The sequence below is a fragment of the Mycobacterium sp. NGS48 genome, from assembly GCF_059812585.1.
This window is the reverse complement of the sequence record NZ_JCALCY010000008.1, coordinates 47,541-62,797: the sequence shown is the minus strand read 5'-3', so window position 1 is coordinate 62,797 and position 15,257 is coordinate 47,541. Positions and strand designations below refer to the sequence as shown.

The 15,257-nt window shown below is 66.3% G+C and carries 12 protein-coding genes; 1 reads left to right on the top strand and 11 read right to left on the bottom strand.

Annotation, left to right across the window (positions count from 1 at the left end):
- Positions 1–27: 27 nt before the first annotated feature.
- The 3 genes from AC5Y42_RS15875 to AC5Y42_RS15865 form a co-directional block, all read right to left on the bottom strand.
- On the bottom strand, positions 28–1,164 hold the full coding sequence (locus tag AC5Y42_RS15875) for a ferredoxin reductase (RefSeq protein ID WP_499899460.1): 1,137 nt from the start codon (positions 1,162–1,164) through the stop codon (positions 28–30).
- Between the two features lie 101 nt (positions 1,165–1,265).
- Complete coding sequence (locus tag AC5Y42_RS15870) at positions 1,266–1,763, bottom strand: DUF6912 family protein (RefSeq protein WP_499899642.1); 498 nt, start codon at positions 1,761–1,763, stop codon at positions 1,266–1,268.
- Between the two features lie 22 nt (positions 1,764–1,785).
- On the bottom strand, positions 1,786–3,192 hold the full coding sequence (locus AC5Y42_RS15865) for a WS/DGAT/MGAT family O-acyltransferase (RefSeq protein WP_499899458.1): 1,407 nt from the start codon (positions 3,190–3,192) through the stop codon (positions 1,786–1,788).
- A 197-nt stretch (positions 3,193–3,389) separates the two neighbouring features.
- On the opposite strand from AC5Y42_RS15865, the gene AC5Y42_RS15860 reads away from it, so the two are divergent.
- Positions 3,390–3,902, top strand: a complete 513-nt coding sequence (locus tag AC5Y42_RS15860) for an Rv3235 family protein (RefSeq protein ID WP_499899457.1) — start codon at positions 3,390–3,392, stop codon at positions 3,900–3,902.
- Here the strand turns inward: AC5Y42_RS15860 and AC5Y42_RS15855 are convergent.
- The 8 genes from AC5Y42_RS15855 to mtrB all read right to left on the bottom strand — a co-directional run bounded on the left by AC5Y42_RS15855 (position 3,899) and on the right by mtrB (position 15,245).
- Positions 3,899–5,056: a cation:proton antiporter gene (locus tag AC5Y42_RS15855; protein ID WP_499899455.1), complete on the bottom strand. Its 1,158-nt coding sequence runs from the start codon at positions 5,054–5,056 to the stop codon at positions 3,899–3,901. The genes AC5Y42_RS15860 and AC5Y42_RS15855 overlap by 4 nt on opposite strands.
- Before the next feature lie 4 nt (positions 5,057–5,060).
- Complete coding sequence (locus AC5Y42_RS15850; RefSeq protein WP_499899453.1) at positions 5,061–5,543, bottom strand: cation:proton antiporter regulatory subunit; 483 nt, start codon at positions 5,541–5,543, stop codon at positions 5,061–5,063.
- Positions 5,544–5,646: 103 nt separating this feature from the next.
- Positions 5,647–8,475 (bottom strand): preprotein translocase subunit SecA, encoded by a 2,829-nt coding sequence (gene secA, locus AC5Y42_RS15845; RefSeq protein ID WP_499899452.1) that lies wholly within the window; start codon positions 8,473–8,475, stop codon positions 5,647–5,649.
- Positions 8,476–8,578: 103 nt separating this feature from the next.
- Positions 8,579–9,250: a ribosome hibernation-promoting factor, HPF/YfiA family gene (gene hpf, locus AC5Y42_RS15840; RefSeq protein WP_499899450.1), complete on the bottom strand. Its 672-nt coding sequence runs from the start codon at positions 9,248–9,250 to the stop codon at positions 8,579–8,581.
- Positions 9,251–9,510: 260 nt separating this feature from the next.
- Positions 9,511–10,140: a ComF family protein gene (locus AC5Y42_RS15835; protein WP_499899448.1), complete on the bottom strand. Its 630-nt coding sequence runs from the start codon at positions 10,138–10,140 to the stop codon at positions 9,511–9,513.
- Positions 10,141–10,182: 42 nt separating this feature from the next.
- On the bottom strand, positions 10,183–11,649 hold the full coding sequence (locus AC5Y42_RS15830) for a glycoside hydrolase family 183 protein (protein WP_499899447.1): 1,467 nt from the start codon (positions 11,647–11,649) through the stop codon (positions 10,183–10,185).
- A gap of 189 nt (positions 11,650–11,838) precedes the next feature.
- Complete coding sequence (gene lpqB / locus AC5Y42_RS15825; RefSeq protein WP_499899445.1) at positions 11,839–13,599, bottom strand: MtrAB system accessory lipoprotein LpqB; 1,761 nt, start codon at positions 13,597–13,599, stop codon at positions 11,839–11,841.
- The gene (gene mtrB, locus AC5Y42_RS15820; protein WP_499899443.1) at positions 13,599–15,245 is read right to left on the bottom strand and encodes an MtrAB system histidine kinase MtrB; all 1,647 of its coding nucleotides are present in this window, start codon (positions 15,243–15,245) and stop codon (positions 13,599–13,601) included. The genes lpqB and mtrB overlap by 1 nt, the downstream gene beginning before the upstream one ends.
- Positions 15,246–15,257: the final 12 nt, after the last annotated feature.

The window sequence follows — 15,257 nt, the reverse complement described above, 5'->3', positions numbered from 1 at the left end:
TTGCGTAGGTTACCAGCCAGTAGCCCACTAAATATCCAGCACGCAGTCGCCGGATGCAGCCGAAATGCACGTCTGAATCCGGGTTCCGGGCTCGTGTTCCACGCCGGTCCGCAGGTCACGGACGTGGCCGCCAGCCAGCGGAACCACACACGATTGGCAAATGCCCATCCGGCAGCCGAACGGCATTTGCACTCCGGCCTGCTCACCGGCGTCCATCAACGACGTCGCGGCGTCGGCTACGGCGCGTTTGCCGCTGCGCGCGAACGTGACCGTCCCGCCGGCCCCGGCGGGCGCAGCGCGCGACACCGCGAACCGTTCCAGGTGCAATTGCTCGGCCGCACCGGCGGCCGTCCAGGCGCGTTCGGCGTCATTCAGCAGCGCTTCGGGCCCGCATGCCCAGGTCTGCCGCTCCCGCCAATCGGGCACCTCGGTGTCGAGCCGACTCAGGTCCAGTCGGCCCTGACGGCGCGTGGTGCGCACTCGCAGCTGGTATCCGCTGTGGTCACGCGACAGCTGGTCCAACTCCGCGCCGAACATCACGTCGGCCTCTGTCGGCGCGGAATGCAAGTGGATCACGTCGGTGATCTGGTTGTGGCGCACCAGCGTGCGCAGCATCGACATCACCGGGGTGATGCCCGATCCCGCGGTGATAAACAGGATGGCCGGGGGCGCCGGATCAGGCAGCACGAAGTTGCCTTGCGGCGTAGCGAGTCGCACGATCGTCCCGGGCGCCACCCCGGCCACCAGGTGACTCGATAAAAAGCCTTCCGGCATCGCCTTCACGGTGATCGTCACCGTGCGCGCGGCGGCGACCGGGCTCGATGTCAGCGAATACGACCGCCACCGCCAGCGTCCGTCGACCAACAGCCCGATCCCGATGTACTGGCCGGGCTGGTAGTCAAAGCTGAAACCCCAGCCGGGCTTGATGACCAGCGTCGCGGAGTCCTCGGTTTCGCGGCGAACCTCCAGGATGCGGCCCCGCAGTTCACGGGCCGACCACAGTGGATTGGCCAGCTGCAGGTAGTCGTCGGGCAGCAGCGGTGTGGTGATCCGGGCCGCCAGCTTGCGCAGCGCATGCCGAGCCGGGTGCCGGTAGGTGCGGGCGACGGTCGGACGCGGGGTCTCGACGACGTCAGCGGTGGGCCTCGAAACCTTCTTAGCCATGGGGACTCCTGCTTACCAGACGGTCAGCGGATGCAACCCGCCCGATACAACCTACGGTACCGTAACCTCCGAATTCGTATCCACTCGAGATCGCGCGCACCTCAGAGCAGTTCGAGCAAAAACGGCAGCTCCTGGGTGGCGTACCAGGCAAGGTCATGGTCCTGCGCGTCACCGACAACCAACTCGGCATCCTCATCGCCCAGGTCGGCCCAGTCGACGGCCGCGATCGCCGCGGTCACGTCCGCTTCTGCCGCGGCGTTGTCGACATAGGCCGCCACGACACGGTCGATCGTCACCGCGGTGCCCAGCCGGACGACGGCATCGTCGAGGTCAGGCCGCAACGTGACATCGTCGACGTCGGCGATCAGCACGGCGCGCCGCGGCGGCAAGTCCGCATTCGCCGTGGACAGCAGCCGTAGCGAGGCCAGTGCGGCATCACGCAGCGCGACCTCACCGAGTTCGTCCTCGTCGCCCTCGGCGTAGGCCTCGCGCAGAGTGGGCGTCACCGCGAACGCAGTGCCGTTGACCGGCGCCAGCGATTCATCGGCAACCAGTTGCTGCAGCATGGCCAGAGTCGCCGGGATATAGACCCGCATCAGGCGACTGTAATCATGATGCGGACTATTGCGCGGCTTCCAGAAGCTCGTCGAGCGCTTCGCTGAGCAGCCCCGGCAACACCTCGACATCGCTCATCGCGTCGCGGTCGGCGTTGATCCCGAAATACAGCATGCCGTTGTACGACGTCACCGAAATGGCCAGCACCTGCTTCCTCAACAACGGGGGCACTGCGTAGGTCTCCAACAACTTCGCGCCGGCGATGTACATCTGCGACTGCGCCCCAGGCGCATTGGTGATCAACAAGTTGAACAGACGCGGCGACAAGCTGTTGGCGACCCGGATGCCCATCCCGTGCAGGGTGGGCGGCGCGAACCCCGACATCGTCACGATGGTGCGGGCGTCAACCAGGCTGGCGGCGGTAGGGTTCGACTCGGTGGCGTGCGCGATCTGGGACAGCCGTACCACGGCATTGCCCTCGCCCACCGGCAGGTCGACCAAGAACGGTGCCACCTGTCTGATCGCCTCACCACGACTGGCCGAGTCGAATGCTTCGTCGACATAGACCGGCAGCGGCGCCATTGCCCGCACCGTCGTCGTCGAGGCCACCGCCTCGCCCCGCGACAGCAGCCAGTTGCGCAGTGCGCCGGCAACCACCGCCAGCACCACATCGTTGACGTCGCAGTTGTAGCGCGCGCGCACGATGCGGTAGTCCTCCAAGCGCCCCCGTGCGACAGTGAACCGGCGGTTGCGGGACACCGTGCTGTTGAGTGGGCTGCTGGGGGCATTCCCCCGCGCCAACGTGCGGGCCACATCGAACAACCGCCGCCCGGCGTCGACCAGCTGCCCAGAATTCGTTGCCAGCCTGGTGATTCCGGAGCTCACAGCCTGCATCTGCGCCCCGGGGCGGGTGGCCCAGTCACCGATTGCGCCCAACAGCAGCCGGGTAGTGCCGGGTTCGCGGGCCGGCACCCAGATGTCTTCGGGAAACTTCGGCGACCGCCGCGCCCGGTCGGCGATGACGTGGCCGATCTCCAGCTCACTGATCCCGTTGATCAGTGCTTGATGCGACTTGGTGTAGAGCGCGATGCGGTTATTGGCCAGCCCCTCGACGAGGTACATCTCCCACAACGGCCGGGACTTGTCCAGCGATCGGGCCGCCAGTCTGGCGATCAGCTCGTGCAGCTGTTCGTCGCTGCCCGGCGACGGCAGCGCCGAGCGCCGGACGTGGTAGGTGATGTCAAAATCGCGGTCGTCGATCCACACCGGCCGGGCCAGGCTCATGCTGACTTCCCGGACCTTCTGCCGATATCGCGGGACTTGCGGTAGCCGCTGTTCGATGGTGGCCAGTAGCGTCTCGTAGCTCAGCCCGGCTCGTGGCCGGCGCAGGATCGACAGCGAGCCGATGGACATCGGCGTGGCGCTGGTCACCATCCGATAGAAGGACGCGTCCGTTGTGGACAACCGCGTCACGTCGCTTCTCCCTTTTCCGCCGTTGGCAATTCGCCAACCACGTCTACCGCTACTGCCGCTCACGGTAACCGTCGCGAGAGGGGTGGCGCAGCGTGGGTACGCGGAGGCAGCGGTTGTGCGATGATGATCACACCCATCTGCCACTCTCCAGCAGGCCCATCCATTCGAGACCGCCGCGAGAAACACTGGAGAGTGCCATGTCGATCGTCAGCCCTGTCCCCGAGCGCGCCGTGTCGGCTGTCCGGCCCGTCGCGGACTATGAACCACCACCCCGCGACACCCGGCAATGCCGACCGCCCTCGGCCACCGCGTTGCGCCGCGCTAATACGCACGCGCCCCAACGGTTTTCCGGTCGGCAGCCGGCGACGAGCATGTCGCCGCGAATGCGGCAGGCAGCGGTCTTCGCCGACGCGGCACTGCGCCGAGTGCTGGAAGTAATCGATCGCCGCCGTCCGGTGGCGCAACTGCACGGTCTGCTGGCCGGCGGTCTCGCCGACTCGGTGCTCGCGGCCAATCAGGTCACGGCCAGCCGCCAGGACGCCGCGGTGTTGCGCCGATTGCGACTACAGGCCGTCGGACCGCACGACCGGCTGACCGCCGCCGAGGTGTTTGCGACCTACAGCCGCGGCTGCCGTGTGCACGCCATCGCCTGCCGCGTCGAGCCGGTGACGGATGTCGGCTGGCAGGTGGTCGCCCTGCATATTGGCTAGACCGCGGTACGCGCGGCGGCCGGCGCCGGGCCGCCGGCGAATCGCGTCACTACCGGACCGATGATCGCCATCACGAACACGTACGACGTCGCCAACGCAGCCATGCCGCTGATCGACGAGCCGGCCAGCCCGATGATGATCAGCGAAAACTCGCCCCTGGCAATGAGCGCGGTGCCGGCACGCAACTGACCACGCCATGCCACGCCCTCGCGCCGGGCGGCGAATACCCCGGTGCCCACCTTTGTCACGGCGGTGACGCCGGCCAGTGCCAGCGCCACCGGCAGCATCGGAAGCAGACGTTCGGGATCGACCGACAAACCGATGGCCAGAAAAAAGATCGCGGCGAACAAGTCGCGCAGCGGACCGAGCACCTTGCGGGCCCGGTCGGCGGTCTCACCGGTCAGCGTCAGGCCCACCAGAAACGCACCGACCGCCGCCGACGCGTGCACGAATTCGGCCAGTGCGGCCACGATCAAGGTGATGCCGAGCACCCGCAGCATCAGCTGTTCTGAATCGGAGTGCCCCACCAGACGGGCGACGTGGTGGCCCCATCGATACGACGCGGCCAGCGCTATGCACAGCGCGGCCACTGCGGCGGCCATCCCGCCGATCGCATGCAGCCAACTGCCGCGCGATGCCAGCACCGCGAACAGCGGCAGGTAGGCGGCCATCGCGAAGTCTTCGAGCACCAGTACCGCCAGCACGGCCGGCGTCTCCCGGTTGGCGACGCGGTGAAGGTCCTCGAGCAGGCGAGCGATGACGCCCGACGACGAGATATAGGTGACGCCGGCCAACGCCAGGATGCCCACGCCGTCCAGCCCGAGCAGCCACCCGACCAGCGCACCGGGCGTAGCGTTCAGCAGGATGTCGACCGCTGCCGACGGCAGATGGTGGCGCAAGCTGCTGGCGAACTCGGTGGCGGAGAATTCCACGCCCAGGGTGAGCAGCAGCAGCACGACACCGATCGGCGCGCCGGTGGTGATGAACTCACCGGCTGCGGGGACCGGATTGATGCCACCATTACCCAGCGCCAGACCGGCAAGCAGATACACCGGAATCGGTGACAACGCGAACCGGCGCGCAACGGCACCGAACAGCGCGAGCACGGTCAGGATGGCGCCGACTTCGAACAGCAGCGCCACCGAGACTTGCACCGACTCAGCCCTTATCGACGATCTGTTCGACGCCGGCGATGCCGTCTTCGGTTCCGATGACGATGAGAACGTCTTGTGCGTGCAGCATTTCGGCCGGGCCCGGCGAGGCGAGTACCTCTTCGTTGCGCACGATCGCCACGATCGAGGCGCCGGTGCGGGTGCGGGCGCGCGTCTCGCCGAGTGGGTGGTCCACAAACGGACTGCCCGGCCGGATTTGAACCTGACTGGTATCGATTCCGGGTACTTCGCGGGTCAGCTCGGTGAACCGTTCGGCGATGCGTGGTGCGCCCAGGATCTGCGCCACCGCGTCGGCCTCGTCGTCGTTGAGGCGGAGGACCGGCGTCGCCTGGTCGGGGTCGTCACCGGCATACAACACGATCTCGAAGTCGCCGCCTCGGCGCGCGATGACGCCGATCCGGTCGCCGCCGTGGCTGGTGAACTCGTATCGCAGACCGATGCCGGGGAGCAGCACCTCCTTGACGTCCATACCGTCAATACTTAACGGAAAGTCATGGCGATAGCGAGCATTTCCGCGGATGGGTAGCCACGGCGCATGAGGCGAATGCCTCAAATCATCGGTATCGCAGGCGCTATCGCCGCTTACTCGATTTCGACGATTTGGCGCCGCGCGCCTGGCGGCGCGCGGCTTCTCGCCGCTCCCGCCGCGTGCCGCCGGCGACACTCTTCTGCGCTCCACCGCCGTTGCCCTGTACCTGCGCCGAGCCGTCCTCGGCCGGGCCGGAATAGGTCAATGCCGGTGACTCGTTCTCAATTCCCTTGGCGCGCAACGCACTCGGTGCTGCGGAGCGGCCTCCGCCGGACGCGGCGGTTCGTTGCTGGGCGGTGGCCGCGGCGGCGGTGGCGAACTCGGCCAAATCCCCGGGCTCAGCCACCGGAGCCACCTCCGGCGACGGGACCGCCTCGACGGCCACGTTGAACAAGAAGCCGACCGACTCCTCTTTCAGCCCCTCGAGCATGCCGGTGAACATGTCGTAGCCCTCGCGCTGGTATTCGACCAGCGGGTCGCGCTGCGCCATCGCACGCAAGCCGATGCCCTCTTTGAGGTAGTCCATCTCGTAGAGATGCTCGCGCCACTTGCGGTCGATGACATTGAGCAGCACGTTGCGTTCCAACTGACGCATCGCACCGTCGCCGGCCAGCTCCTCGAGCTGGGCCTCGCGCGCCGCGTAGGCGCGTTCGGCGTCTTTGATCAACGCATCGAGCAGCTCCTCGCGGGTCAGCTCACCGGGTTCGCCGATCGCGTCGGGATCGAACAGGTCCTTGTGCTCGATGCCCAGTGGGTACAGCGTCTTCAGCGCCTCCCACAGCTTGTCCAGGTCCCAGTCTTCGGCGTACCCGTCGGCGGTAGCCCCGTCGACGTAGGCGGTGATCACGTCGACGAGCATGTCGTGGGCCTGCTGGGCCAGGTTCTCGCCCTCCAGGATGCGACGACGCTCCTCGTAGATGACCTTGCGCTGCTGGTTCATCACCTCGTCGTATTTGAGGACGTTCTTTCTGACCTCGAAGTTCTGCTGCTCGACCTGGGTCTGCGCGCTCTTGATGGCGCGGGTCACCATCTTGGCCTCGATGGGCACGTCGTCGGGCAGGTTGAGCCGAGTCAGCAGCGATTCCAGTGCGGCGCCGTTGAATCGGCGCATCAGCTCGTCACCCAGCGACAGGTAGAACCGCGACTCGCCGGGGTCGCCCTGCCGACCGGACCGGCCCCGCAGCTGGTTGTCGATGCGCCGGGACTCGTGCCGTTCGGTGCCCAGCACGTACAGACCGCCGGCGTCGATCACTTCCTCGGCCTCGCTGGAGGCTTCGGACTTGATCCGGGGAAGCAGCTCGTCCCAGGCGGACTCGTACTCGTCGGGTGTTTCCACCGGGTCCAGGCCCTGCTCGCGCAGCTGCTTATCGGCGAGGAAATCCGGGTTGCCGCCCAGCACGATGTCGGTGCCGCGGCCGGCCATGTTGGTGGCCACGGTGATCGCGCCGCGCCGGCCGGCTTCGGCGATGATGCCGGCCTCCTGCTCGTGGTACTTGGCGTTGAGCACGTTGTGCGGGATGCGCCGCTTCTGGAACTGCCGGGACAGATACTCCGAGCGCTCCACGCTGGTGGTACCGATCAGCACCGGCTGCCCTTTTTCGTAGCGCTCGGAGACGTCGTCGACGACGGCGATGTACTTGGCTTCCTCGGTCTTGTAGATGAGGTCGGATTGGTCGCCGCGGATCATCGGTTTGTTGGTCGGGATCGACACCACCCCGAGCTTGTAGATCTCATGCAGCTCGGCCGCCTCGGTCTGGGCGGTGCCGGTCATGCCGGCGAGTTTGTCGTAGAGCCGGAAGTAGTTCTGCAGCGTGATGGTGGCCAGCGTCTGGTTCTCGGCCTTGATCTCGACATGCTCTTTGGCCTCAATCGCCTGGTGCATGCCCTCGTTGTAGCGCCGGCCGATCAGCACCCGGCCGGTGAACTCGTCGACGATGAGCACTTCGCCGTCGCGGACGATGTAGTCCTTGTCGCGCTGGAAAAGCTCCTTGGCCTTCAGGGCGTTGTTGAGGTAGCTGACCAGCGGGGAGTTGGCGGCCTCGTAGAGGTTGTCGATGCCCAGTTGGTCTTCGACGAACTCCACGCCGAGTTCGTGCACGCCGACCGTCCGTTTGCGTAGGTCGATCTCGTAGTGAGTGTCTTTTTCCATCAGCGGCGCGATCCGGGCGAACTCGGTGTACCAGCTGGAGGCGCCATCGGCCGGGCCGGAGATGATCAGCGGGGTGCGGGCTTCGTCGATCAGGATGGAGTCGACCTCGTCGACGATGGCGTAGTTGTGCCCGCGCTGCACGAGGTCTTCCAGCGAATGGGCCATGTTGTCACGCAGGTAGTCGAAGCCGAACTCGTTGTTGGTCCCATAGGTGATGTCGGCGTAGTAGGCGTCGCGGCGTTCGTCGGGGTTCAGACCGGCCAGGATCACGCCGACCTGTAGGCCCAGGAAGCGGTGCACCCGCCCCATCCACTCGCTGTCCCGTTTGGCCAGGTAGTCGTTGACGGTGACGATGTGCACGCCGTTGCCGGCCAGGGCATTGAGGTAGGCCGGCAGCACACAGGTCAGGGTCTTGCCCTCGCCGGTTTTCATCTCGGCGACGTTGCCGAAGTGCAGCGCCGCGGCGCCCATCACCTGCACGTCGAACGGGCGCTGGTCGAGCACCCGCCAGGCCGCCTCGCGGGCTACTGCGAATGCTTCGGGCAGCAGGTCATCGAGGCTTTCGCCGTCGGCGTGGCGCTTCTTGAACTCGTCGGTCTTGGCCCGCAGTTGGGCGTCGGTGAGCTTCTCGACGTCGTCGGACAAGGTATTGACGTAGTCGGCAACGCGCTTGAGGCGCTTGACCATGCGACCTTCGCCAAGGCGCAGCAACTTCGACAGCACAGTTAAATCCCCTTGGGGGTACCTCCCGCTTGCGGGGAGAATTGGAGTCTTTGGCGCTCACCATCCTAGGTGACGTGCCGTTCCCCACGCCGCCCTGAGCGCGTCAGGACAGCCGGATCAGGCCGTAGTCGTAGGCGTGCCGGCGGTAAACCACCGATGGACACTCGGTGTGCTTGTCATAGAAGAGAAAGAAGTCGTGTCCAACGAGTTCCATCTCGTAGAGGGCGTCATCCACCGACATCGGCTTGGCCGGATGCTCCTTGGTCCGGACGACCCGTCCCGGCTCGCGGTGCCCGTCGACGCCGTCGTGCTCGGGCGGCAGTTGGCCGCTGTCGGCCGGCTGCAGCGGAGGCGCCACCGCGGTCGCCTCGGCCACCGACACCGGGGTCTTGTCGCCGTAGTGCACCTTGCGCCGATCGTTGCCACGACGCAGCCGGCTTTCCAACCGGTCGACCGCCGCCTCGAAAGCGGCGTAGAAGCTGTCTGCGCGGGCCTCGCCGCGCACCACCGGGCCGCGGCCGCGGGCGGTGATTTCCACCTGTTGGCACGACTTGCGCTGGCGCCGGTTACGGGCATGTTTTAGTTCGACGTCGAACAAGTAGATGGTTCGGTCGAACCGCTCCAAGCGGGCGAGTTTCTGCGAGACGTAGACGCGGTAGTGGTCGGGGACCTCGACGTTGCGGCCTTTGACGACGACCTCAGCCTGCAACGTGGGTTCATCCCGCTCTTCGGGGTCGGCCAGAAGTTGGTTGGAATCCGCGGTTTGCCTTGACATACTTGACAACTCGTTTCCCTCTCGCGACGCACGCACTGTATGACGTGACTGGCTTCAAATGAATGCGCCGACGGGGTTGGTGTCGATGACGGAGGCCGCCCGCCGGTGCGAGGTGTCGAAAATTCACCCCCTACCGACGTCGGTGACATGGCGCCTATTGGACGGCGCCGCCGTGAGGCGTTCACGGGTGCTTGATCCCGACGGTAGCCGCGGGCAGGTGGAAGTGCCAGTACTTTTGTGTTGCGACTTCTTCACGATCATTACGCGGCTGCGATAGTCAGCACCGCGGCCACTTGGACGCCTGCTGACCGCAGCACGCGGACCGACTCACGCGCGGTCGCTCCGGTGGTGACGATGTCGTCGACCAGCAGCACCTCGGCTTTGACCGGCCTTCGCAGCACCACCCGTCCGGCGATGTTGCGCTCACGCTCGGCGGTGCCCAGGCCAGCCGAGTCCCGGGCCAGCGCTTTCATTCGTAGTGCCGGCACGACGGCGATCTGGGGATGGTCTTTGACCGCGGCTTCTGCAATGCGGGTGACCGGGTCACCGCCCCGCCTTCGCGCCGCCGCACGGCGAGTCGGCGCCGGCACGATCGTCAGCGGCACGTCGAGCAGACCCCATGTGGTGAGGCGATGCACGCCGATTGCCAGAGCGTGAGCCAGTGGTGTTATCAGGTCGGTGCGGCCGTGGTCCTTCATCGCCACGATGGCGTTCCGGCGGGCGCCGGCGTAGCGGCCGAGTGCGAACACCGGTACCTGGGGGTCGACGCGCGGGCTCGCAACGTGGGGTGCGTCGGGCGCGACGGTCAATTCTTGCGCGCAGGTGTCACACCAGCGGGTCGACGGTGCGCCGCAGCCACCGCATTCCAGTGGCAGGACGAGATCGAGCATGGGTGCAGTGTGGCGGGCGGGGGTGACAAGCGGAGGCTGCAGCTACGGCAGCTCGGTGTGCATCAACATCACGTCATAGGCCGACCAGGACGACAAATTGAAGTACAGGTCTTTGCCCGACGACCAGGGATGGATCATCGGCGCATAGATGCCACCGGGGATCTGGAATGACGACACCAGCATTTGCTCGGGGCTCCACGGCCCTTGTGGGGCCGGCGCGGTTCTTGCCACGACGTCGTTGCCGCCGTTGGTGTAGAGGGCCACGTACTGCTTGAGATAGTTGTTGTACTGCGCTGACATCTCGCCCACTGGGCCAGGGATCACCGGGGTGGCTGCGCCCGGGTTGTTCGGGACCCACCCGTTACCTTCGCCGTTCCAGTACTGGTATTTGGTGACATCCGGCACGGAGTTCTGCGGGACCCGCGCCAAGTAAGCCGAACCGCCGCGCCCGGACGGGGTGCCGAACGAGTAAACGTAACCGTCGCCCGACCGCATGAACGCCCCCATTTGGAAATTCTCGTTCCCCGCAATGTGGCGGGCTCCCGGGATGCTGTCGGGCGCGGGCGTGCGGACGCTTCCCGGGTAGATCCCCCAGTGCTGGCCATTGTCGGGAGAAGTCGCGATTGCCGAATAGTTCGTCGACCACTCGCCGTCGCGGCCCCATTCCCTGATGGACATGAAGTTGATGTATTGGGTATTCCCGACCGAGATGCCGGCAGTCGGGATCATTCCGGTCTCATTGGGCGCCCACTTGACGCCGGGCAGAATCGCCCTGGAAATACCCGATGCCAGTACCGGTGAGCCGGAGTATTTGTCGCTCGTCGAACCCGGCGGCACGGTTATTCCATCGGCGAGATTGTTGTCTTGACTGCGAAACAGCACATTGTGCCGCCATTGCTGGCCGTGGACGCGGCAATAGCCGAACGTGTCACCGAAGGCCATCAGCACCTGACGGTTGACGGGATCGCCGTTGTCCCAGAGGATTCCGAGGTCGGTGCCGGAGATCCCGAAACGTTGCAGAGTGCTGTTCGGGCCGTTGGGGCCGGTCACCCAGTCAACAACCGATGTCGGAGCCCCGGCGATCGCAGCAGGAGGCGCTGGTTCCGGCGGCTGCGGAACCGGCGCCGCGTTCGGAGTCAATTCAGTTGCGTTCGGGAGCTGTTGGTTGGCCGCGCCGGGAGGAGTGGGTCCCGGCGGCACTATCGCCGCTTCCTGTTGCACCGGTGCGGAGTAGCGAGAACTCCCGGGCCGAAGCAACGAAGAGATCAGCGGCCCCAGTTTGGGTAGCGGCGCCTTTTCGTTAGCACCTCGAGGCTTTCGTCCAGTCGGTGGCCGGACGACGGGCGACGGCGGCGGCATTGCTGGTGCCGCCGCAGGTGGTTCGACATTGGCCTCGGGCGCACTGCACGGCAGCGCGGACGCCGTTGGCGCGAGACCCACCGGAATTACGAGTCCTAGTGCGGTCGCCGACGCCACGTATATGGATACGATTCGACGAATCGGCGACATGTCACACCTTTCCAGGGGCAGGACGTCGCATTGACGCCCGCAGTTGGCCTCTGTGACAGTAGTGACCAATGTGCCCGGTGTGACCAGTGATATACGGATGGGTATGCATCCGTGACCGTGTCGCAACCCGGAAACTCTCGGCCACGCCAAGAAGTAGCAGCAATCCAGCCGCAAGCAATAAGCAGACTGCTATCCAGGCAACACCGGTACTGCGCCGCCCACCATGAACGCCCGGACATCGAGCCAAGCCGGGGTTCCTTCGGCACCCGAACTCGAAAGCTGCAGCACCCCCCGCGGGTCGGCCACGTACACGGTCGACGGGTTGGCCGCGATCGTTGTCACCGGAAGCTGCAGATTGCCGCCCGGCGCATCGGAATTCACCCCGTCGAGGTTCACATACGACACCGGATGCTGGGCATTGGTGCGGCTCACCGCAAGGTCGTCGCTGGTGCGCCACGACAGCGACACCACCGAGGAGCCCAGCCCGAACCCGAGGCGGCGCGGATAGGTCAGCGCGAATTGACCGGCTTGAGTCTGCTCGACACTGGTGAGGATCACCTGCCCCTCGATGACCATCGCCGCCCGCGTTCCGTCCCGGGACAACTGCAACTCGGTGATCGCACCCGGGAAGCGGTTCGATACCGCGGCCGAATCCACCGGAAGCCGCGCCGGCTGCCCCGATGCCGTCTCCTGGATCGCGCGCAGTACGTTGTTGCCGTCGGCGACCACCCACACCGCGTCGTCCAGCGACCATGTCGGTCGCGAAAGGCTGTGTCCGTCAGCAGCTTCCACCGCCTCACCGCCCAGGTCGCCGATCCACAGCGACGCGGCCACATCGGGTGCGCCCGGCCGCAGGGTCACCACCGACGCCGCGCGGTGACCACTACGGGACAGCGCGGCGGCGGTCTGATTCGTCGGCCGGCCGAACGCACCCCCTACCGGTGTCGAGTGCTGCCCGTCCAGCGACACCAGCGCGCCACCGATCAGCGCGTGCACACCGGCCGCGGCGCCTTCGTCCACTCCAGGGTCGGTGGCGGCCACGTCGGAGGTGTTCCACCCGTCGGCGAAGCGGTCATCCAGTGGGGCGCCGTCGGCGTTGATCACGTACGGTCCCCTGATATCGGCGCGGGCCAACGTCCAAATGATCTGCGCGGCAAGCAATTGCCTACTGCGCGGATCGGCGATCGTGAGCGTTTCCAAATCGATCCGGGCCCCGCTATAGCCTCGACCGATCCCGGATTTGCCACCGTCGGCCCGGGTGACTGGTCCGCGCAACCGCGCCGGTGGTCCGAGCATGTTGTGCACGCTTTTGCTCATCTCCGGGCGTGGGCCCGCGATCAGCTTGGACATCAACTCGGTGGCCAACTGGTCGGGGTCAGACACCGCGACATAGCGTGGATCCGGAACGACGGTCCTGCCGGTCGGATCGGCGAAGTACAGCGTGTGGCGTTTGTAGGTGGCCTGAAATTGCTGCCAGTCCAGAAATACTCCGTTGGGCAGTCGGTCGATGCGCCAACCGCCCGACGTTTTCACCAGCTCGATGGGTCCTGGATCCGGCAGCTGACCTTCACCGGTTTCGAACACGCCCATGTCCGAGAGCGAACCCAGGATGTCGGCGTGCATTGTCACCGAAACTCGTTCGGCGCTGCGTGTTTCGACGAACACCACGTGGTCGAGCAGCAGTGCGCTACCGGCGTCGTCCCATGCGTTAGACGCCGATTGGGTGAGGAATTGCCGCGCTGCCAGATGCCGGTTGGCCGGATCGGCTGTGGCCTTGAGGAATTCGCGCAGCAGCACGTCGGGGTCCATGCCTGGGGCCGGTTTGGGCAGGTTCGACGGCGCCGTCCGCTCGACGGTGCCGATGGCCTGCGGCGCCGACGAACTGGGCACTCCGGCACAACCGGACAGCACTACCGCAACGGCGAACAGCAGCGCGGCCAATCGCCGCATCACGCACCTCTCTCGGCATGTTCGCGCTGACGAGACTGACGCTCTTTGCTTTCCCCGGCAACCGGTTTCATCGGCAGCGGGCTGGTGGTCACCTTGTGCCCGCGCACCAGCGGAAGCGTCAGCCGGAAGCAGGCGCCCTTGCCCGGTTCGCCCCAGGCCTCCAGCCGGCCCTGATGCAGGCGCGCATCCTCCACACTGATCGCAAGGCCCAACCCGGTCCCGCCGGATTGGCGCACCCGCGACGGGTCGGAGCGCCAGAACCGGCTGAACACCAGCTTTTCCTCACCCGACCGCAGCCCAACTCCGTAGTCGCGCACCGTAACCGCCACGGTGTCTTCGTCAGCAGCCATCCGGATCCGAACCGGTTTGTGCTCGGCGTGATCGATCGCATTGGCAATCAGGTTGCGTAGGATGCGCTCCACGCGGCGGGCGTCCACTTCGGCGATCACGTCATCCGACGGCATGTCGACGATCAGCTTGACCCCGGCGTCTTCGGCCAGATGTCCCACGTTGCCCAGCGCGCTGTTGACCGTCGAGCGCAAATCGACCGCCTCGACCGACAACTCAGCCACACCCGCGTCATGCCGGGAGATCTCCAGTAGATCGTTGAGCAGCGTCTCGAACCGGTCCAGCTCATTCACCATCAGTTCGGTTGAGCGGCGCAGCGCCGGATCGAGGTCGGCGCTGTGGTCGTAGATCAGGTCGGCGGCCATCCGCACCGTCGTCAGCGGCGTGCGCAGTTCGTGGCTGACATCGGAGGTGAACCGGCGCTGCAAATTGCCGAACTCCTCGAGTTGGGCGATCTGGCGGGACAGGCTCTCGGCCATGTCGTTGAACGACACCGCCAGCCGGGCCATATCGTCTTCGCCGCGCACCGGCATCCGCTCGGAGAGGTGGCCTTCGGCGAACCGTTCGGCAATGCGCGACGCCGACCGAACCGGAACCACCACCTGCCGCGACACCAGCAGCGCGATACCGGCCAGTAGTACGAGCAATACCAACCCGCCCGTGGCCATGGTGCCGCGCACCAGTGAGATCGTGCTCTGCTCGTTGCCCAGCGGGAAAATCAAGTACAGCTCGAGGTTGGTCACTCGCGACGACGTCGGCGTGCCGATCACCAGCGCCGGCCCGGAAAAGCCGTCGGTGTGCACCGTCGCGTACTGGTAGGCCACCTGTCCGGCCTTGACGAATTCGCGCAGCGCGGCGGGCAACTGGTCGACGGGCCCGGCCGCCGCCGCCGGCCTGGGCCCGTAGCCGGGTACCACCAGCACCGCGTCGAACGTACCGGCCAGACCGGCGCCGGAGGTCGGGTCGGTTTTCGACGTCAACGTGTTGCGGGCCAGTTGCAAACTGCTCTCCAGCGAGCGCGCCTCCTCGCCGCTGACGATTCCGCTGACCGTGGTGCGGGCCCGCTCGATCTGCTCGGTGGCCGCGCGGACCTTGACGTCGAGCACCCGGTTGGTGACCTGGCTGGTCAACACGAAACCGAGTACCAAGATCACCGCCAGTGACATCCCCAGCGTCAGGGCGACCACCCGCAGCTGCAGCGAGCGGCGCCAGGCAACGGCCACCGCTCGACGGGGCGCACTCATGCCGAGCAATGGCGGGGACCGCCGGCGAATGCGTCGCCGCGACCCGAAGATCACCGAGGTCCGCCC